The sequence below is a fragment of the Methylobacterium sp. Leaf102 genome (assembly GCF_001422425.1).
Lineage (GTDB): Bacteria > Pseudomonadota > Alphaproteobacteria > Rhizobiales > Beijerinckiaceae > Methylobacterium.
On record NZ_LMMX01000038.1, the window covers coordinates 192,690 to 211,866 of the forward strand.

Genomic DNA, 19,177 nt, shown 5'->3' on the forward strand with positions numbered 1-19,177 from the left:
TTCGTCCAAGCCCGGCAATCCTGGGCGCGCCTGTCGGAGCTCTTCGCCCGCAGTTTCGGCCTCGATCCCACCGTGGGACGCGAAGGCCTGAGCCTCGCCCAGGTCATCGAGACCGTGCACCCGGACGACCGAGACGCCCGGCTGGCCAGGGGCTCGGCATCATCGGGCCGTCCGCCTCGGGCAAGTCGAGCCTGGTCCGCGCCCTCGCGGGCGTCTGGCCGGCGGTGCGCGGCAAGGTCCGCCTCGATGGGGCGGCGCTCGACCAGTGGTCGGCCGACGACCTCGGAGTCCATCTCGGTTTCCTGCCCCAGGAGGTGGAGCTGTTCGCCGGCACCATCGCCGAGAACATCGCCCGCTTCGACCCGCAGCCCCCCTCCGGGGCGGTGATCGCCGCGGCGCAGGCGGCGGGCGTGCACGATCTGATCCTGCGTCTTCCCGAAGGCTACGACACCCGGATCGGCGATGGCGGGGCGGGCCTGTCTGCGGGCCAGCGCCAGCGCATCGGGCTGGCGCGTGCGCTCTACGGCGACCCCTTCCTGGTGATCCTGGACGAGCCCAACGCCAACCTCGACGCCGAGGGCGAGAATGCCCTGACCGAGGCGATCCTCGGCGTTCGACGGCGCGGCGGTCTCTGCATCGTCATCGCCCACCGGCCGAGCGCGCTCGCCGCCGTCGACCTCATCCTGATGATGGCGGAGGGGCGAGCCCAGGCCTTCGGCCCCAAGGACGAAGTGCTGAAGCGCGTGCTGCGCCCGGCGCCCGTTCTCGTGGAGACGCGTCCCGCCGACACCCGCGCCAAGGCCGGCGCCCTGCAGGAGCGTGCCTGATGGATCTCGCGCTCCCCTCCACGGGTCCCGCCTCCCCGGGGCCGCCTGCCGCCACCGAGGAGTCGATCGCGCGGGAGTCGATCCGCCGCCATCTCGTCGTCGGCCTCGTCCTCAGTCTGCTCCTGGTGGTGGGGGTCGGCGGCTGGGCGACGTTCACCGAGATCTCGGGTGCGGTGATCGCGCCAGGTCAACTCGTGGTCGAGTCCGATCTGAAGAAGGTGCAGCACCCGACGGGCGGTGTCGTCGGTGAGTTGCGGGTACGCGAGGGCGCCCGGGTCCAGGCCGGCGACATCCTCATCCGCCTCGACGAGACCCAGGTCCGGGCCAACCTCGACATCATCCTGAAGGCGCTGGACGAGCTGTCCGGCCGCCGCGCCCGCAACGAAGCCGAGCGCGACGGCGCCACCCACATCACCTTCCCGCCCGAGTTGCTGGCGCGCGCCGGCAGCGACCGGGCTGTAGCCCACCTGATCGATGGGGAAACCCGGCTGTTCAGTGCCCGCGTCGCCGGGCGCGCGGGTCAGAAGGCGCAGCTGCGCGAGCGAGCACAGCAACTTCGCGAAGAAATCAAGGGCCTTTCCGAGCAGATCGCGGCCAAGGCGCGCGAGGTCGGGTTCATCACCGGCGAGCTGCAAAGCGTGCGCGAACTCTACAGCAAGAACCTGGTGCCCCTCGCCCGCGTCAATGCCCTTGAGCGGGATGCCACCCGGCTCGATGGCGAGCGCGGACAGCTCATCGCCGCGACGGCCTCCGCGCGTGGCAAGATCGCCGAGACCGAGTTGCAGATCCTGCAGATCGATGGCGACATGCGGACGGAGACCGGAAGGGATCTCGCCGAGATTCGGGGCAAGTGGTCGGAATTCGTCGAGAAGCGGGTCGCGGCAGAGGATCAGCTCAAACGCGTCGACCTCCGCGCACCGCAATCCGGCATCGTGCATCAGATGACCGTGCACACCATCGGCGGGCTGGTGACGCCCTCCGAGCCTGCCATGCTCATCGTGCCAGAGGCCGACCAACTCGCGGTCGAGGTGAAGATCCAGCCGCAGGACATCGACAACGTCCGCCTCGACCAGCCGGCCGTCCTTCGCTTTCCCGCGTTCAACCAGCGCACCACGCCGGAGATCGGCGGCGTGGTGAGCCGGGTCTCCGCGGATGTCAGCGTCGATCCGAAGACGGGTTCGAGCTACTATACCGCCCGGATCCGTGTGCCCGAGGACCAGCGGCAGCGGCTCGGCAGCGTGCGCCTCGTGCCCGGAATGCCCGTGGAGAGCTTCGTGCAGCTCGGGGATCGTTCGGTGTTGAGCTACCTGCTCAAGCCGTTCTCCGATCAGGTCGCCAAGGCGTGGCGCGAGCGGTAGCGGTGTCTGGTGCCGCCGATCAGGGGGCGATGCTCGATCCCTTTCCCGGCGCCCGGGAGACCAGACGATAGAATGTCCCGATCGCGACCACAAAGACGGCCAGACCGATGAGGGGGGTGAAGGGGGTGACCCCGGGACCTGTGATCGCCAGGGAGGCGCTGCGGCCGGTGAGGGTGTCCGCACCGGCCAGAAGTACGCCGATGAAGCTCTCCCCGACGAGGAAGCCCGAGGACAGGAGCACGCCGCGACGGCGCACCGCCTCGTAAGCGTCGTCCGTGGCCGACGTGCGACCCTCGAACCCGCTTCGAAAGGCCCGCTCGCTCAACCAGGCGATGACACCCCCGATGGCGATCGTGACGACGACGTTCAGCGGAAGATAGATCCCGATTCCCACCGTCAGAGCGGGAAAGACGCGTCCGCTTCGGCGCAACCAAGCCTCGAAACCCACGAGCAAGGCGCCGAGCCCCATGCCCGTGAGCACCATGGCCCAGGGCAGCTCGCCGTGAACGATGCCGCTGGCGATCTGCGTCATCAGGGCTGCCTGTGGCGCCGGCAGGGCCGCGGCTTCGTCCATGCCTTCCCGCGGCAGGGCGCCGACGAAGCCGTAGGCGTTGTAAAGGAGCGCCAGCAAGGGTGCGATGACCAGGGATCCGACGCTGACACCGACGATCAGCACCGACTCCTGTCGCCAGGGCGTCGCGTCGACGAGCTGGCCCGTCTTCAAGTCCTGCAGGTTGTCGTTGGCGATGGACGCCATGGTGACGATCACCGCCGCGATGAAAAGGGCGAGGCCGATGACGAACCGGTCTCCCTCGGGTCCCGCCGCGCGGCCAACCACGAGGGGCAGCAACAGGGCCACCAACATCGTGGTGAGGATGCCGATGCCGGAGATCGGACTCGACGACGAACCGAGGAGACCCGCAAGGTAGCCGCACGCCGCCGCCATGAGAAAGCCGAATGACACGGTGAACACCGTCGCGGCGAGGATCAGCACCGGAAGCAGGCCGGCGAGTTCGGCACCCATCGAGAACTGCCCGAACAGCAGGGCCAGTGGAACGGTCAGCGCGGCGGCCGCTCCGACGACCCAGGTGATGGGAATGTCCCGCTCCTGGCGCGGCAGTTCGCTGAGTCCTCGGCCGGTACCGCGCGCGGCCTTCAGGGCGGCCCGGACGCTGGCGAGGATCGGTCCCACCAGGGTCGCCACGGTCCAGGCGCCTCCGACCGCGATGATGCCCGCCCCGATCAAGCGCACCTGCCCCGACCAGACCGCTTCCGCCGCGGCATCGGGCGCGAGCCCGCCCTCGGGCGCGAACGCCGTCATGAACGGGACGGCCAGGCCCCAGGCGATGATCACGCCGGTGAGCAGGGCGAGGCAGGCGCCGATGCCGACGAGATAGCCGACCCCGACGAGGGCGAGGGAGAAGCCGGTCCCGACGCGAAACAAGGCGTGGCCCGCCTGCAGGGTCGTGTGCAGGCCCTCACCGAGAAGGCGCAGGCCGCTCGTCCCGAACGCGATCAGGGCCGCCGCGCCGCCGGCGCCGAGCAGGTCGCGCAGGCCGGAGCCCCCGGCGCCGTGATCGCCCGATGTGTCACCGGCTTTCAGTACCTCGGCAGCGGCGGCCCCTTCCGGGAACGGCAATCCCGCTTCGGCCACGAGCGCCCGCCGAAGGGGGATCGAGTAGGCGACGCCGAGCAGTCCGCCGAGGAGACACACGCCGCTCGTCTGCCACAAGGGAAATCCGTTCCAATGTCCGATCAAGATCAGGCCCGGCAAGACCAGGATGACGTTGCACAGCGTCCCTGCCGCCGAGGCCTGGGTCTGAACGATGTTGTTCTCCAGGATGGAGCTGTCGCCGAACAACCGCAGCAGTCCCATCGATAGCATCGCGGCTGGGATCGACGACGAGAACGTCATTCCCGTCTTGAGGCCCATGTAGACGTTGGCTGCCATGAACACGACCGTGATGGCGGCCCCGAGCAACAGACCACGAAGGGTCAGCTCACGGGACCGGTCCACATGCGTGCGATGTCGGCCGGTCTGAGCATTCATCGATCAAACCTTCCCGTGCGTCCGATGCACCGCCATCGGCCGATCGCTCGGCGGCCCGCCCCGGATGTGCCCGGACGGTGTCCACGGTGCCCGGAGAAGCCATTGTGTATGCCATGAAGAGGTTATCGGAAAGGTCGATAGCCTAGAGCGAAGCTATCCAAGCATAAAAATCAAGAATTAACATAGTTTAATTTAGGTTTATCATCGCACATCGGAACAATAGAATCATACATGCGTTGTCGATCCAACATCATCGCTCAAGCTGGCGCGCCCCTGAATCCGTGCTGCCGCGGGCAAAGTCAGCGCCCGGATCGCTCTATGCTCGGGCGACAGCAATCCAATACGAACCACGCCAAGAAGCACCGGATCCGCATGCTCTTTCCGACGGACGATGCCAGTCACCCCCTCGCCGAGCGCTTTCGTTCTTTCATTCGCGATGTGTCGTTCCCATGCGTTGGCGCAAAGTCCGCCCTCGCGCGCAGTCAGCTCAAGATTCTCGTTGCGCGCGATATTACGGCACACGCAGACGACGTGCGGATCTATACGGCAGTGCTTGCCTTCATTTGTCGCTATCGCGCCCGGCCCGACCAGTTTCAGAGCTTCGCGGTGCTTTTCGAACAGCCGGCATCCCTCACTGAAGTGGCCTTCGAGCGTTTTCTCTGGACGCGGGCCCAAGCGTTGTCGAACCAGGACAGCGGCTTGGGGCACGCCTACGATTCCCGCGTCAGCCCCGATCCGGAGGATCCGCACTTCTCTCTCAGCCTCGGGGGAGAAGCGTTTTTCATCCTTGGTTTGAATCCACGGGCGAGCCGGCCGGCGCGACGTTTCGAGCGGCCGGCACTCGTCTTCAACTTGCACGACCAGTTCGAGCGCCTCTGGACCGCCGGTCGCTACGAAGGTCTGCGCGACGCCATCCTTCAGCGCGACATCGCGCTTGCAGGTTCGGTCAACCCGATGCTGGCGCGGCACGGTGAACGTTCGGAAGCCTGCCAATACAGCGGGCGTCACGTCCAGGAGACCTGGGCCTGTCCGTTCACGCGTCAGCCGGAGACCCGTCCACGGCCGGATGCTCAGGACGGGATACGCATCGTGGAGGATCTACGGAGCGGTGCCTTCGCGGTCTGACGCCGCCTTCCGAAACGAATCCGATTGTCGCACAGGGAGACGAGCGAGATGAACCCGATACGGCGTGAGACGGAGGACGCGCTCGTCGGCCTGATCCAGGCGGTGCGGGCAACGGGTTACGCTTTCACTACGGTGACGCCGGCGAGCCATGCCCGTGTCAACGCGCGACCGGGCGCAGACTGGGCACGCGATCTCGGCGACGTCCTCGGCTGGAGCCGCCCGTTCCGCGAGGGGGTCGTGCCGCCGGATCTCCTCGGCGCCATGTACCGGGCGGGTGTGATCGAGACCGTGGAGGGGGGTGCGCGCGCGACCATCCGGGTCTCGAGCCTCGATGGGGAACTCTTCCTGCACTCGGCCTACCCGCCAAGCGCCACCGATGCGGTCTTCTTCGGGCCCGATACCACGCGCTTCGTCTCTGCGGTGATCATGCATCTCTCCGAGCGTGACCGGCCTATTCACCGCGCCGCCGATATCGGCGCGGGGTCCGGGGCTGCGGGCATCGCCATCGCGAAGCGCGCACCGGGCGCCGAGGTGGTCCTGGTCGACATCAACCCGGCCGCCCTGTGCGCCGGCCGGATCAATGCCAGAGCGGCCGGTGTCGGCGGCATCGTACCCCGGCAGAGCAATCTGCTACTGGAGATCGAGGGTCGGTTCGACCTCATCGTCTCCAACCCGCCGTTCATGATCGACCGGAGCGGGCGCACCTATCGCCACGGCGGCGGTGCCTTCGGCGAAGGCTTGTCCCTGGCCGTGGTCGAGGCTGCCGCCGAACGCCTCGCCCCCGGCGGCAGCCTCGTGCTGTTCACCGGATCAGTCATCGTGGGCGGCACCGATGGTTTCCGCGACGCTGCGCTGGATCTCTGTGAACGGGCCGGTCTGCAGGCCCAGTACCGCGAATTCGACCCGGATGCCTACGGCGAGGAACTCGACGACCCGGCCTATGCGGAAGCGGACCGCATCGCCCTGGTGGTGCTCACGGCGACCCGTCCCGCGTGACGTCCTGACGTCCAACGAAAATTCCGAAAGATCCGCTTCATGACAGAGACCGTGGTCGACGTGTCGATGGCCCAAGCCGATGTGTTGTCGAACATCCTGCAGGGATTGTCCGAAGCGCAGAAGCGCCTCCCAGGTAAACTCCTCTGGGACGAGAACGGCTCGGATCTGTTCGAGCGGATCTGCGCGAGCGTCGATTACTATCCGACCCGTACCGAAATTGCTCTTCTGACTCAGGTTTCGGCCGAAATTGCTCCATCGATCGGCTCCTGTGTCACGATCGTCGAGTTCGGCAGTGGAGCGAGCCGCAAGATCCGTACGCTGCTCGACGCCCTTGATCGGCCGGCGCGCTACATCGCCCTCGATATCTCGGGGGATTACCTCGACGCCGCCATCGCGGGTCTCGCGCCGTCCTATCCCGGCGTCCACATGATCCCGGTGCACGCCGATTACACGACGCCGGTGCACGTGCCCGTCGATCTCTCCGGGACCACGGTGCTGGGGTTCTTCCCCGGAACGAGCATCGGCAATTTCCTGCCCGACGATGCGAAGCGGTTTCTCGAGCGAGCCCGCGCCACCCTCGGACCGAGCCGTTTCCTCGTGGGGGCCGATCCGACGCGCGACGTTGCGAGCCTGATGCGCGCCTATGGGAACGCCGACGGCCTGATGCCGGCATTTCACATCAACCTTCTGACGCGCCTGAACCGCGAGTTCGATGCCGATCTCGACAGCGACAATTTCCACCACACGGTGCAGGTGCACCACGATCCGTTTCGAGTCGAAGCGCACCTCGTGGCGCGCACGAGCGCGATCTACCGCCTCGGCGGCACCGCGATTCGATTTCGGGCCGGCGAAAGCATCCTGACGGACGTCTCTTACAAGTATTCACCGGACGAGTTCCAAGCCCTCGCGAGGGAAGCGGGATGGTATCCGGAGCGGGTATGGCTCGATCCGCAAGGCTTGTTCAGCCTCCATCTGCTCCAGACCTGATGGCGGACGGTAGACTTCCGGCAATGCATGTCAGGGTGCGTCAATGACGATCGATCGAAGTGACCTCGCGGACTTTCCGACCTCGGCAGCGATTCTGTTCGGACTCGGTATCGGCGGATTTTTTGACGGGATCGTGCTGCACCAGGTCTTGCAATGGCACCACATGCTCACGAGCGCCGGGTACCCGCCCGACAGTGTGGAGAATCTTCAAATAAACACCCTGTGGGATGGGCTGTTTCACGCAAGCACCTACCTGTTCGTCCTCGGGGGGCTCGTCGTTTTGTGGCGCCACGCACGCCGGAACCACCTGCGCTGGTCGGGCTGGCTGCTGCCGGGTGGCATCCTGATGGGCTTCGGACTCTTCAATCTCGCGGAGGGCACGATCAACCATCACCTTCTGGGCCTGCACCACGTCAACGAGACGGTTCCACGTGCACAGTGGATCTATTGGGATCTGGGTTTCCTGATCTGGGGCGGTGTCATGCTGATCGGTGGTTGGATCATGCTGCGATGTGGTCGAATGCACACGTGATCGCTGCGCGGTCGGTCGGAGACATATCGGCCATACCGTGAAGCCCAACGATGTCCGGCGAGGCATCAACGGAGGGAACTGGCCGAGATCGGTCGAGTGATCGCCCGCGATCGCGCCGATGCACAGAAGAACCGTGTGGTTCTGACGCCAGCACGGTTGGTCCGGGCGCGCGTACGAAACAAATAGGCGTCCGCTCGCTCTACCGCCCACCGCCGCTGCCGCCACCGGCACTTCCGTTCGGAATCGCCCGCTCGGGGAGGCTCGCATTCCCGCCCGCTGCCGAGTCCGTGGTCACCGTGTCGGCTCCCGTCGGGCCCCGCGAGATCACCAGGTCGATGTCGTTGCCGGTGGTGTTCGGTTGTTGCTGCACGATGGTTCCGGGTGGGAGCGTGTCCCCGCGCCCGATCGGAGTCTGCGCCAGGGCCAATGATCCGGTGGCGGTCAAAAAGCAGAGTGCAGCATAGGCCGAAGTTTTAGATTTCATTGCACGCTCCTGTGGTCGGATCGATTTGAGGTAAGACAGCTGTTCGAGGTTGGCTGCTGTCCGGGAAGTCATCGGCACCATTCGGGCCGGTAAGTCGACCAAAGCCTCGATCTTCTCGGAAGATGACCGGGTGTCACGCCGCCTTAAAGGCGAGTGGGGTGCGGCGCGTACGAATGAGCGTCTAAATGATCGGTTTGCCACCCGTCACCGCGACCGTGGCGCCTGAGACGTAGCTCGCTTCGGAACTCGCCAGCATCACGTAGACCGGTGCGAGTTCGCAGGGTTGCCCCGGACGTTTCATTGGTACTTGCGAGCCGAAGCTGCGGACCTTTTCCTCGGGCATCGTCGCCGGGATGAGCGGTGTCCAGATCGGGCCCGGCGCGACGCAATTCACCCGAATCTCGCGCTCCGCCAGCATCTGAGCGAGTCCGCCGGTGAAGTTCTGAATGGCGCCCTTCGTAGTGGCGTATGCGAGCAAGTGGGGGCTCGGCGAGTCGGCATTGACCGACGTGGTGTTGATGATAGCGCTGCCGGGTTTCATATATGGGAGCGCAGCCTTCACAAGGTAGAACATTGCGTGAATGTTCGTTGCGAAGGTGATTTCCCACTCAGCGTCGGAGATCTCCTCCGGGTTCGCGAAGGTTTTCTGGTGAGCGGCATTGTTGACCAGAACATCGACTCGCCCGAACTCCACCACGGCCCTGTCGACGATGGCGCGGCATTGGCTGGAATCCTTCACATCCCCCGCCATCCGGATCGCCTTGCGGCCTGCGGACTGGACCAGGCGGCACGTTTCCGCAGCGTCGTCGTGCTCGTCGTAATAACTCACGAGTACGTCCGCCCCTTCGCGTGCATAGGCCAGGGCCACGGCGCGGCCTATTCCACTATCGGCGCCGGTGATGATCGTGCTCCGGCCCGCGAGGCGTCCCGAGCCCTTGTAATGCGCCTCGCCGTAATCAGGTTTCGGATCCATATCCACATCGCGCCCCGGCGGTGTGAGGGGGCGCTGATTCTCGAACGGCGGCTTTGGGAATTGCGTCATGGCGAACGAGGTTTCCTTGCCGAATTTTTCTGTCGAACAAGTTCACTTGCAGAACTGACCCTGGACCCGTCGACCCGGGAGATCGCGTGCCGACCGAGGCCGCATCGTGGATGCGACCTCACCGGTGACGGGTATGCGGGGAACGGGGATGGCGAAGCGACCTCGAGAAGACCCGAGCCGCTCCGACACCGCCGGTTCGGAACGCCTCAAATCAGGCGATCTGTTCCTTTTGCGCGCCGCTGTCGGGGCGTGCGGGCCCCAGAACCGGCTCTTCGCCCATGGGTACGTTCTGCACCACGTTGTAGGTTCCCTTGCCGTCCAGCGACGGACCGCTCGTCCAACGGCCTTCCGGCGGCACCGTGCCGTCCGCGGCCGTTCCGAAGAAGCTATAGCTGAACTTCTCGTGCTCCTTGCTTTGCGGGAAGCTGTTGGGGATCGGCAGGGCGCCCTCGTGGCCCCCCAATTCTTCGACGACGGCGAGCCATTGTTGCTGGTGCATCGTGTCGCGCGCGATGAGGAAGCTCCACATGTCGCGCATTCCAGGGTCGTTCGTGGCGTTGAACAGGCGGACGGCCAATGTCCGCCCCGTCGCCTCCGCCGCCACGTTACAGTACATGTCGGCGGCGAGATTCCCGCTGGCATAGATGTGTGACATGTCGAACGGAGCGCCGTCACAATTGGCCGGAAACGCAGCCATCCCCGTGGACAGCAGATGTCGGTGCAGCATTCCTTCGACGAGATGCCGGGGGTTCTCACCACCCATGACGGCGCCCACCACGGCGTCCGCCACACCGGCTTCCTGAACCTTCGTCGGGGCCGTCTCCAGATTCATCGCGACGGCGGTCGCCAGCATCTCGATGTGGCCGATCTCTTCGGTCGCGGTGTGAAGAAGCATGTCGCGATACTTCGTTGTCGGTCCCCGTGCGCCCCAACCCTGGAAGAAGTACTGCATGCAGACGCGGATCTCACCTTCGATGCCGCCGATCGCCTGTTGCAGCATACGCGCGTAAACCGGATCGGGTGAATCGACCTTGACGGGATATTGGAGACGCTTGTCGTGATAGTACATGGTTTAAGCCACCTCAATGCATCGCCGCCCCATGCTTGCGGCCCGGGACGGCATGGATGGTGAACCGCGGTCCCACCGCACGGCATGCGCGGCAGGAGAGGACTTGGGGGTGTGGGCCGAGTGCAACGCCGTAAAACGGAACTGGACTTGACTCATGCCTCCTTATCGAAACGGACGTGGCCGACTCGAATACAGGACCAGGAAGGCAGATCTCGCGCTTTAGCCTGCCGACCCGTGTCCTGATGTGACTTCAGTGGTCAGGAACCACGACCGCCGTGGCTCGCCTCGCCGCCTTTTTTGCCGGCCTCCGAAGCCCGCTCGCGGTCGTTGGCAAAGTTGCCACCGCTGGCCTGTCCGCCCTTGTGGCCAGCCTCCGAAGCCCGCTCAGGGTCGTTGGCGAAGTTGCCGCCACTGGCTTGTCCGCCCTTGTGCCCGGCTTCCGAGGCACGTTCCCGATCTTCGGCGAAGTTGCCGGATCCACCGCGATGCTCGGACTGACCCTGATTGCCGTTGGATTGTGTCATCTCACCCTCCTGATTGTTCGGTAGATGAGATCCAGGAACTCCAGACTTAAAAACAATGTTCCAAGAAAAATCGTGGTATCGAACCAAAAATATGTCGATATAATCTATGATAAAGCGAGATAACTCAGGATAAGCCGATGATGGATGCTGGTTTTATCCGCAGGCTTGGGACGGCGTGCCCCTCCGAACAGATCGCGAGCCCAGGATGGGGTTTTGGGACCCGCGAGGCCCACCGCAGCTCGACAACCGGCGGTCAGGCATGCGCTCGGTCAGCGCAGTCCACAAAGGTTCCGGTCCGACGGGGCTGCTGCATTCCGAGGTAAGGGGCGCCTGCCATGTCTGCAGACCGGGCGCGCCTTGATTTCCCGCTGGCCCCATCTGGACCGATGTCGCATGCATCGCTCGACGCGCTATCTCCGCGTCAGGGATCGGCGGTCCGGACCGATGTCTGTGGTATCGCCGAGGAGTCTGCGTCCGGACCCGATGACTTGCAATGCGTCTCGGCTGGAGCACTCCCGCCGGGCGACGGCCTCGAGGTCTCGCAGGTAGATGATCACAGGTTCGCGAATGGTGTCGGTGCGGCCGATCACGGGCTCGACTTTAGCCGTGACATGCGTGATCACCGTATCCCAGAATTCCGGGGTTTTCGCGCGATTTCTTAGCATGAGGTACGACTCCTCCGATCGACACCGACACGTGTCGGACATCGAAAGGAAAGCTTCATCAACATAGGTTTCAGGTGGTGTGCGCTTCTCGTTGTGCACCTACGATCCGCTGGGCCGTTCATGGGGCCTGCATCCCTGCGAGGGGGCTTGCATGTTGCAGGTGGGCCTGCAGGTGGGCCTGGAGGTGCGCCTGGGTCGGACTAGGCACTCGGGACAAGGTCGGCGTCGTGTGGGCTTAGGATCTGTTCACGTCCGGTTGTCGACACCTCGGGCACGAGGATGAGCCGTCGAAGGTTCACGCCATGCGAGGATTCCATGAGCAGCGATGACGGGGACGACTGGTCTCCTTCCCCGGACGGCAATCTGGCGGGTCGTTGGTCCGAGCCTGAAGCGCACCCGATCGCGCTTCCACACCGAAGCCGGAACGTCCTGGGCATGATGCGTTCCGTCATCCGGCGTACGGTCGAGTCGAGTGAGACGCTCGAAGACTTCGCCCTGCATATCGAAGGTCGCCTCGACGCGCTCACCCGTACGCAGTCGGCGATCGATTGCGCGTCGGATGGAGGCGTGGACCTTGCCACCCTTCTGGCGACGGAGTTCATGGCCGGCCAAGCCCGTGAAGACGATCAGGTTTCCCTCGATGGGCCATCGGTTCGGCTGGCACCAAGGGCCGCGATGAGCCTGGGATTGGCATTCCAGGAACTGACTACGAACGCGATCAAGTACGGAGCCCTGTCGGCCCGGGGCGGCCACGTATCCGTGACATGGCGCCTGAAACTATCCCACGATGCGCATTGGCTCGCGGTCACGTGGCAGGAGCGCGGCGGTCCGAGGATCGCGGCGGCACCGCTCGTCACTGGCTTCGGTACCGAGATGCTGAACCGTACACTCGCGGATGAACTCCAGGCCGAGACGATACTGAGCTATGATGCGGACGGTCTGCGCTGTAGCCTCAACTTGCCCTTCACCGATCACGCCTTCGCGCGCGAGACGTGAGATGTGATTCGCTGAGCAAGGCGTAGACGACGGCGGCTCGCCCGATAGGCACGTTCGTGAAGAAAAAGAGGGTTCCGATCCGTCGTGGCCTGCGACGGCACGATGCGATCGCTGCTCGGTGATGTCCAATCCAGATTTCACAACGTGCCGGCTATAGATGTTTCAGTATAGTTTAGCGCCGAACGACCAATAGATCACTGCGTGACGATGGTTCGGTGCTCTACCGAGGTTCGAGCTTTAATCCATCAATCTTATGTGAAATCTACCGCGGAACGAATTTCTGAGATTTGTTTTGGATCGTTTGCCTACGCGCTTCCCGGTCGAGGTCCAGAATCGGGCGAACTCATGACACGAGTGAGGTGCCCATCCCGATGCTGCGTGTTCTACTGTGGTTCGGGCTCGCCCGAATATCAGGAATTTATATTTCCATCTGGATGACGAATATTTGATCCATCTGATATAAACATTGGCGAGGTTTATACAAATGTCACTCAATGGTAATCAATACGGCTCGGCGGAAAAGAGAAAATCGAAAAACTTGCTGTTAATCCTGGGAATTTTGGTGGTACTGATCGCCGTCGTTTTCTTGGCACTCTACTTGTTCGGCCAGCGCTTCGGCGTTCCAGTCTGAGCATGCCCCATCGGATCGGCAGGACGGATTCCAGCTTCATGGGGTCGAAGTCGCAAGGACGACGGATTCGCGTGACCATCCTATCGAGCCTCTGCATCCTATCCTTGACGTGGCTCCCAGCACGCGCGAACCCTTCGATGGCTGGCGCGATGACGCAGAAGTCGGATTGGCGGGAAAAGTGCGAGCGACGTGCCCAGCAGAATGGGATGCGGCACAAACTAAGGGCGCCGTTCGTCACGCAGTGTATCGCAGGATATCGCATCAACGCGGGTAAAGATCTTCAATCGAACAAACAGAAATTCTAGTCACCTCCGGTCGGTCGATGCCTCGTCATTGAGAAGAAAGCGCGCGCCGCGGAGCCGAAAGAGAGCTTTGGAATGGTCGTATCCCTGGAGGGCGAATGAGCGCGGTCGATCTGGGTTCGAATTCGGGCCCCGGGTATTTCATCGGAAGCTCGGCGCCACAGCCTTGTCACTTCGGCAGCCTCCTCGCCATTCCCGGCAATGTACGTGTAGCCGCGACGCTGGGCAGCACGCATCCCGAAAGGCCGAGCGCTCGGGGTTGACCGACCGCGAGACCCATGGCTTCTACGGGCGCTGGCACTCCCGACTCCGTAGCTCAGCTGGATAGAGCAGCCGCCTTCTAAGCGTTCTGCTCTAATCATATTTAAATTGAATTCCACCTTCGGATCAGGGCTTTATGCCCCGTTCGGATAGGTAGGTCGGACGGTACTCGGACGGCCTCAGCGTCGTATGAGGGGAGAAGGTCGGTCTTTGGTGGCGCTTTCGCTTGAGGGCGGGTCTACCCTAGTGATGATCGCTATCGTCGGTATGGCGGTGACGGTAAAAGACGGCCCGATCGATCCTTCCAACACATCCCGAAGGATGGTGACCCACTGCTATCGGTGCTCCGCGACTGCGATAGCCGGGACCATCGCTGCACTACCAGATTTTGCCTGGCAGCCACGAGCCGGCGCGGGCATGCTTGGCCGTGCTCGTTGAACCGCTTTTCGACCGCACCGAGCGTCATTCGAAAAGCATTCCTGACACTTCCAGGCCGTCACTGAATTTCGCCGGTGGCCATCGACGAAAGCATTCCTGCCGAGCTGGAAAAGCGAAGGAACATCCTTCGCATTCGAGGGTCACCCGCAAAAACTAGATCGCGTAGGGATTTGCTACCTAGAAGCAAACTGCAGCGGGGCGGGGCGTACAGGTTCATTCTGCCTCCTCGCTCTCCAGTCTCAGGCGGCGGCGACCACCGGCAGCTCGTCGAGCCTCGTGACGTAGCAAGGGGACCGCATCTCGAACTTGGTCGACCATGATCGTCTCGGGGCAAACCCGGCTGCTCCAGGGTGTTGCCGCGCCGTTTCACGCGCCGGGTTGGCTTGGCATCTTTGATATGGGACCCGGCTCTGGCTATCCGCGCTCATTCCATTCTGGTGTCCGGAGTCCCTTTAACGACCTTGGCAGCCTTCCGTACGTTCTCCGCCGTCCAACTGGTCCCGCCACCGAGGGTCGGGACTTTCCGTCCGTTGAGAAGGGAGGCAACGGCCTTCCACCGGCCGCGCTTGTCCGGGACCTCGGATAAAGCCACCGCCAGCGCCGCTGGCACGTCCCTACGCCTGCGTTCGCGCTCCTCGACCTCCTGGACGCGCCGCATGGAAAAGTGCTCCGCAGGGTCGAACCTGCGCCTATCCAGCATGATCTCGTCCGCCGGCAGCCCGAGGACTGGGATGGCGATCCGACTTAGGGCCGACATCGCTTCGGAGAGGATCGGGTGAGGGCGCCAGCCACCGTTCTGATGGAAGTCCACGTGCAGCAAGGTCGCCTTGGCCTCCCTGCAGAGCCGGCCAGCCCTGGCGACATCCCCCTCGATGGCCGAGGTGCCACGGTCCGGGCTGACCTCCATGGCCACGACCTCCCCGATCAGGGCGCCGTTCTCCCAGTCCACCTGTTTCCGCACGACGGCGCGCTGATAGGCGATCGTGCGGCTCGCCTCGGCCGCCCGGGCCGCGTCGTCGGGAAGGTCGAGGAAGCCGGCCCAGCGGACCGGGAACGTCCAGTAAAACCCGACGAACGCACCCATGTGAACCCCAACAGCTAGAATCCGGAAAATTCCGACGCGACCCGTCCGGATGACAGTCCCGAGCTACCGTGAACTCGTCATCAACCGACGGGAGCACACCATGTCGAACGAACTCCGCATCGCCGAACTGCCCACCGGGACCCTCGGCGGCATGATCGGTGTGACTTTCGCCCCGGGCAAGAAGCAGGCGACCGGTTTGACCGGCAGCCACGACCGTGACCTGGACGCAGACCTCGATGCCGTCGCCGATTGGGGTGCCTCAGCGGTGGTCACCCTGATGGGAACCGACGAGCTTGCCCTCCATGGCATCGTCGGCATCGGGAAGGCGGTACGCGAGCGCTTCATGGAATGGCATCATCTGCCTATCCGGGACGTCGACGTGCCGAATGCCTCCTTCGAAGCAGAGTGGCCCGAACAGTCCGTCCGCTTGCGTGCCCTTCTCTCCGCGGGCAACCGCGTGCTCGTCCATTGCCGCGGCGGGCTCGGTCGCGCCGGCATGGTCGCCGCCCGGCTTCTGGTCGAGATGGGTACCGCACCGGTTGATGCCATCGATACCGTCCGCCGCGTCCGCGACCCGCGGGCCATCGAGACGATCGCTCAGGAAGCATGGGTGCGAAAGGGTCACGCTCGGGATCACGACCGCCCGAACGAGGCCGGGGCTCGCGACCGGGCCTTGGGCGCGCTGCTCGGCCTGGCGGTCGGCGACGCGGTCGGTACCACCATCGAGTTCTCCGCCAAGCCCACCCACGCCGTTCTCGACGATATGGTCGGCGGTGGCCCCTTCGGCCTGAAGCCCGGGCAGTGGACCGACGACACCGCCATGGCCCTCGCGCTCGCCGATAGCCTCATCGCCCACCCCGACCTCGATCCGTCCGACCTGATGCGTCGCTTCGTGTCCTGGCACCGGGACGGCGCCTACTCCTGCACCGGCGATTGCTTTGACATCGGCGGTACCACCGCCTCGGCGCTCCGCCGCTTCCAACGGACCGGTGACCCTTTCGCCGGGTCGAACGCCCCCGATACGGCCGGCAACGGTTCCATCATGCGTCTGGCACCCGTCGCGGTGCGTCATTGGCGGGACCGGGAGGAGATGCTGCGCATCGCAAGAGATCAGTCCCGTACCACCCATGCCGCACCGGAGGCGGTCGACGGATGCGAGACCCTCGCCGACCTGATCGCTGCGGCCATCCAGGGGGCCACCCTGTCGGACCTCGTCGCCTCCCCGGCCGCCGGACAGGTGCGCGGCTTCCGGATAGGTCAGCCTCGCAGTGAGGTCCGTGGGTCGGGGTACGTGGTCGCCTCCCTGCATGCGGCGCTCTGGGCGGTCTCGCGAACCACGACCTTCCGGGATGCCGTGCTTCTTGCGGCCAACCTCGGTGAGGACGCTGACACCACCGCCGCGGTAGCCGGACAGATTGCCGGGGCCCTGTATGGCGCCAGCGCCATCCCTGAGGAGTGGCTCGCCCGGCTGGCTTGGCGCGGCCGGATCGAGCAAATGGCCGGTGACCTCTTCGACGCCGACAACGCTCGGCTCGCCGCCTGCCGCGGGACGATCTCGCATCGCATCGCCGCATCGATCCATTTCAGGAGCACGCCCATGACGATATTCGATCACGCACTCTCGCAGCCCTTCGTCGACGCCCTTCGTAAGGAGGTGGACCGCGAAGGTTGGTGGCGTGATGTCCTCGCCGACCCGACCCTCGTGGTCGCCACCCGGGGACGTTCCCTGAACGTCTACTGGAAGGGCCAGTCCCTCTTCAAAGCATCTTTCGTCCAGGACGCCCTGCGCGTCACGACGCACGAAAAATTCCTGCTCGATCCCGCTCTTGCGGCACAGGTGCCGCTCCGGAGCGATGGGACCTTCGACATCGCCGCCCTGCTCCAGAAGGGTTTCCTCGGGCGGTACGAGGGACCCGAAACGCTGAAAAAGATGAAGTCGGCGGCCGGGGTGTTCGCCGACGCGGAGAAGGCCGGCTGCCACGAGATCGCGGTTCGCAATCCCAACGTCATAGACGTCGAGATCGCCTTCCCGGGCAAGTACGTCTTCGAGGGGAAGGAAACGGCCGCACCGCGCGTCGACCTGGCCGCGGTCGAGACCGACGGAACCGACGCCCGCCTCGTGTTCTGGGAGGCGAAGACCTACGACAACGGCGAGTTGCGTGCGAAAAGCGAGAAGGTGTCCGCCCCGGTCTGCGCCCAGGTCGCGCGCTATCGCATGCTTCTTACGCAGCACCGCGATGACGTCGAGGCGAGCTACGCCAAGGTCGCTGCAAACCTCGTCGCGTTCAAGGCGATGGGATGGACCCGCCCGCTATCCCCGCTCATCCAGGCCGTCGGCAAGGGTGAGGCCCGGCTGCACCTTGGCGACGATCCGGCGGTCGGGCTCGTTGTGTTTGGCTTCGACGCCGGGCAGCGCGACGAGACGCGATGGATCGCGCACCGCTCCAAGCTGGAGATCAACATCGGTCGAACGAAGTACGTCGGGGATCCCGCGAAGGTCCGACTCTGATGGCCCTTACGCTCACCGTCCACCGCGGGACGCAGCAGATCGGAGGCAGCTGCATCGAGATCGCCCATCCGGACGGCGCACGCCTCGTCCTCGATGCGGGACGCCCTCTCGACGCCCCGGCGGGCGCCCAGGGGCTGCTCCCGGCCACCCTCGACCTTTCGCGGCCGGCGACCGTGCTCATCGGCCATCCCCACCAGGACCATCATGGCTTGGTCGCCGAGGTGCCGTCGGACTGGCCGGTCTGGACCGGCGCCGCTTCGGCCGAACTCATCGCAATCACGGGTGAGGTTTCCGGGTCGCCCCTCGACCGTCCGCTATCGACGTGGGCCAGCCGGACCGGACCCATCACCATGGGACCGTTCACGGTAACGCCGATATTGACGGATCACAGCGCCTTCGATGCCTACATGCTGCTCGTCGAGGGTGCCGGACGCCGCATCCTCTACACCGGGGATTTCCGTAGGCATGGGCGAAAGGGCAAGCTCGTCGACGCCTTCATGGCGAGGCCACCCTCGGGCGTTGACGTCCTGGTCATCGAGGGGACCAATCTCGGCACCGACAAGTCGGTGATCACCGAGGACGCGTTGGAAGACGACTTCACCGCCCTGTTCGAACGCACCGTCGGCCGGGTCTTCGTGGCGTGGTCCGGGCAGAACGTCGACAGGACCGTGACGCTCTATCGAGCCGCCAAGCGAACAGGACGCACCCTGGTCGTTGACCTGTACGTGGCGGATGTGATGGACCGCATCGCGGAGGGAACGCGGCTGCCGCGTGCCGGCTTCCCCGGGTTGCAGGTGGTCGTCACGGCGGGCCTCCGTGGCCTCTACGCCAAGCGCGGCCGTGATGCGTTCGTCGCCCGCATGGCCCGCCATGGCGTTGCCGCCCGTGCGGTGCCTTCCGACGCCGTCGTGATGCTGCGTCGATCACTCATCCGGGATTACACCCGAGCAGGGCTGACCCCGACGTCGGACGACGCCTTCGTCCACTTGATGTGGCGCGGCTATCTCGGTACGCCGCACCATGCGGAGCCCCTCGAATGGTGCAGGACGGCCGGCGCCGCGATCGAATGTCTCCACACCAGCGGGCATGCCGGACCGACAGACCTACGCGCCTTCGCTGCTGCGGTGTCGGCGAAGACGGTCGTCCCCGTGCACGGCGAGAATTGGGACGTCGAGGCGACGGGGTTCGGCGCTGTCCGAAGGCTCATCGATGGGGAGATGTGGACGCTGCCGTGAGCCTAAGTACGAAGGCAAGTCAAGGCAAGGTCTGGTCCGGTATTTCCTCTGTTTGAGATCTA

The 19,177-nt window shown here is 64.6% G+C and carries 16 protein-coding genes and 1 pseudogene; 9 read left to right on the forward strand and 8 right to left on the reverse strand.

Annotation, left to right across the window (positions count from 1 at the left end; translation table 11 throughout):
• Positions 1 to 191: 191 nt before the first annotated feature.
• Together ASF27_RS23275 and ASF27_RS18765 are read left to right on the forward strand one after the other, a co-directional pair.
• A complete protein-coding gene (locus tag ASF27_RS23275) occupies positions 192 to 827 on the forward strand; it encodes an ATP-binding cassette domain-containing protein (protein WP_244481055.1) in 636 nt (211 codons plus the stop codon).
• Positions 827 to 2,185 (forward strand): HlyD family type I secretion periplasmic adaptor subunit, encoded by a 1,359-nt coding sequence (locus tag ASF27_RS18765; protein ID WP_082479341.1) that lies wholly within the window; start codon positions 827 to 829, stop codon positions 2,183 to 2,185. Before ASF27_RS23275 ends, ASF27_RS18765 begins: the two co-directional genes overlap by 1 nt.
• Positions 2,186 to 2,204: 19 nt before the next feature.
• Here ASF27_RS18765 and ASF27_RS18770 read toward each other — a convergent pair whose 3' ends face one another.
• Complete coding sequence (locus ASF27_RS18770) at positions 2,205 to 4,235, reverse strand: oligopeptide transporter, OPT family (RefSeq protein WP_056362422.1); 2,031 nt, start codon at positions 4,233 to 4,235, stop codon at positions 2,205 to 2,207.
• A 372-nt stretch (positions 4,236 to 4,607) separates the two neighbouring features.
• Between ASF27_RS18770 and gntA the strand changes: the two genes are divergently transcribed.
• The 4 genes from gntA to ASF27_RS18790 all read left to right on the forward strand — a co-directional run bounded on the left by gntA (position 4,608) and on the right by ASF27_RS18790 (position 7,875).
• Positions 4,608 to 5,360, forward strand: coding sequence for a guanitoxin biosynthesis heme-dependent pre-guanitoxin N-hydroxylase GntA (gene gntA / locus ASF27_RS18775; protein ID WP_056362479.1), 753 nt, complete (start codon positions 4,608 to 4,610; stop codon positions 5,358 to 5,360).
• A gap of 48 nt (positions 5,361 to 5,408) precedes the next feature.
• Complete coding sequence (locus tag ASF27_RS18780; RefSeq protein ID WP_056362427.1) at positions 5,409 to 6,356, forward strand: methyltransferase; 948 nt, start codon at positions 5,409 to 5,411, stop codon at positions 6,354 to 6,356.
• Positions 6,357 to 6,422: 66 nt separating this feature from the next.
• Entirely contained in the window at positions 6,423 to 7,343 is a 921-nt protein-coding gene (gene egtD, locus ASF27_RS18785; RefSeq protein ID WP_244481056.1) for an L-histidine N(alpha)-methyltransferase, read from the forward strand.
• A gap of 43 nt (positions 7,344 to 7,386) precedes the next feature.
• On the forward strand, positions 7,387 to 7,875 hold the full coding sequence (locus ASF27_RS18790) for a DUF2243 domain-containing protein (protein WP_056362434.1): 489 nt from the start codon (positions 7,387 to 7,389) through the stop codon (positions 7,873 to 7,875).
• Between the two features lie 199 nt (positions 7,876 to 8,074).
• Here the strand turns inward: ASF27_RS18790 and ASF27_RS18795 are convergent, their stop codons facing one another.
• The 5 genes from ASF27_RS18795 to ASF27_RS18815 all read right to left on the reverse strand — a co-directional run bounded on the left by ASF27_RS18795 (position 8,075) and on the right by ASF27_RS18815 (position 11,758).
• The gene (locus ASF27_RS18795; protein ID WP_244476718.1) at positions 8,075 to 8,245 is read right to left on the reverse strand and encodes a hypothetical protein; all 171 of its coding nucleotides are present in this window, start codon (positions 8,243 to 8,245) and stop codon (positions 8,075 to 8,077) included.
• Between the two features lie 295 nt (positions 8,246 to 8,540).
• Positions 8,541 to 9,401, reverse strand: coding sequence for an SDR family oxidoreductase (locus ASF27_RS18800; RefSeq protein ID WP_056362438.1), 861 nt, complete (start codon positions 9,399 to 9,401; stop codon positions 8,541 to 8,543).
• Positions 9,402 to 9,612: 211 nt separating this feature from the next.
• A complete protein-coding gene (locus ASF27_RS18805) occupies positions 9,613 to 10,470 on the reverse strand; it encodes a manganese catalase family protein (RefSeq protein ID WP_056167237.1) in 858 nt (285 codons plus the stop codon).
• Between the two features lie 257 nt (positions 10,471 to 10,727).
• Entirely contained in the window at positions 10,728 to 10,994 is a 267-nt protein-coding gene (locus tag ASF27_RS21850; protein ID WP_056267398.1) for a general stress protein, read from the reverse strand.
• 410 nt (positions 10,995 to 11,404) lie between these two features.
• Positions 11,405 to 11,758 (reverse strand): hypothetical protein, encoded by a 354-nt coding sequence (locus ASF27_RS18815; RefSeq protein ID WP_244481052.1) that lies wholly within the window; start codon positions 11,756 to 11,758, stop codon positions 11,405 to 11,407.
• Positions 11,759 to 11,974: 216 nt separating this feature from the next.
• Between ASF27_RS18815 and ASF27_RS18820 the strand changes: the two genes are divergently transcribed.
• The gene (locus ASF27_RS18820) at positions 11,975 to 12,655 is read left to right on the forward strand and encodes a sensor histidine kinase (protein WP_162238656.1); all 681 of its coding nucleotides are present in this window, start codon (positions 11,975 to 11,977) and stop codon (positions 12,653 to 12,655) included.
• 1,871 nt (positions 12,656 to 14,526) lie between these two features.
• Here the strand turns inward: ASF27_RS18820 and ASF27_RS21855 are convergent.
• Positions 14,527 to 14,637: pseudogene (locus ASF27_RS21855) on the reverse strand (DUF4113 domain-containing protein); the annotation flags it as partial.
• A gap of 74 nt (positions 14,638 to 14,711) precedes the next feature.
• A complete protein-coding gene (locus ASF27_RS18825) occupies positions 14,712 to 15,371 on the reverse strand; it encodes a hypothetical protein (RefSeq protein ID WP_056362441.1) in 660 nt (219 codons plus the stop codon).
• Between the two features lie 196 nt (positions 15,372 to 15,567).
• Between ASF27_RS18825 and ASF27_RS21860 the strand changes: the two genes are divergently transcribed.
• Both ASF27_RS21860 and ASF27_RS18835 read left to right on the forward strand, forming a co-directional pair.
• Positions 15,568 to 17,880, forward strand: coding sequence for an ADP-ribosylglycohydrolase family protein (locus ASF27_RS21860; RefSeq protein WP_244481053.1), 2,313 nt, complete (start codon positions 15,568 to 15,570; stop codon positions 17,878 to 17,880).
• Positions 17,880 to 19,115, forward strand: coding sequence for an MBL fold metallo-hydrolase (locus tag ASF27_RS18835; RefSeq protein WP_056362444.1), 1,236 nt, complete (start codon positions 17,880 to 17,882; stop codon positions 19,113 to 19,115). Before ASF27_RS21860 ends, ASF27_RS18835 begins: the two co-directional genes overlap by 1 nt.
• Positions 19,116 to 19,177 lie beyond the last annotated feature (62 nt).

Coding starts and splice junctions, on each gene's coding strand:
- ASF27_RS18765 (WP_082479341.1), top strand. CDS start 827: ATGGATCTCGCGCTCCCCTCCACGGGTCCCGCCTCCCCGGGGCCGCCT.
- ASF27_RS18770 (WP_056362422.1), bottom strand. CDS start 4,235: ATGAATGCTCAGACCGGCCGACATCGCACGCATGTGGACCGGTCCCGT.
- gntA (WP_056362479.1), top strand. CDS start 4,608: ATGCTCTTTCCGACGGACGATGCCAGTCACCCCCTCGCCGAGCGCTTT.
- ASF27_RS18780 (WP_056362427.1), top strand. CDS start 5,409: ATGAACCCGATACGGCGTGAGACGGAGGACGCGCTCGTCGGCCTGATC.
- egtD (WP_244481056.1), top strand. CDS start 6,423: ATGGCCCAAGCCGATGTGTTGTCGAACATCCTGCAGGGATTGTCCGAA.
- ASF27_RS18790 (WP_056362434.1), top strand. CDS start 7,387: ATGACGATCGATCGAAGTGACCTCGCGGACTTTCCGACCTCGGCAGCG.
- ASF27_RS18800 (WP_056362438.1), bottom strand. CDS start 9,401: ATGACGCAATTCCCAAAGCCGCCGTTCGAGAATCAGCGCCCCCTCACA.
- ASF27_RS18805 (WP_056167237.1), bottom strand. CDS start 10,470: ATGTACTATCACGACAAGCGTCTCCAATATCCCGTCAAGGTCGATTCA.
- ASF27_RS21850 (WP_056267398.1), bottom strand. CDS start 10,994: ATGACACAATCCAACGGCAATCAGGGTCAGTCCGAGCATCGCGGTGGA.
- ASF27_RS18820 (WP_162238656.1), top strand. CDS start 11,975: ATGAGCAGCGATGACGGGGACGACTGGTCTCCTTCCCCGGACGGCAAT.
- ASF27_RS18825 (WP_056362441.1), bottom strand. CDS start 15,371: ATGGGTGCGTTCGTCGGGTTTTACTGGACGTTCCCGGTCCGCTGGGCC.
- ASF27_RS18835 (WP_056362444.1), top strand. CDS start 17,880: ATGGCCCTTACGCTCACCGTCCACCGCGGGACGCAGCAGATCGGAGGC.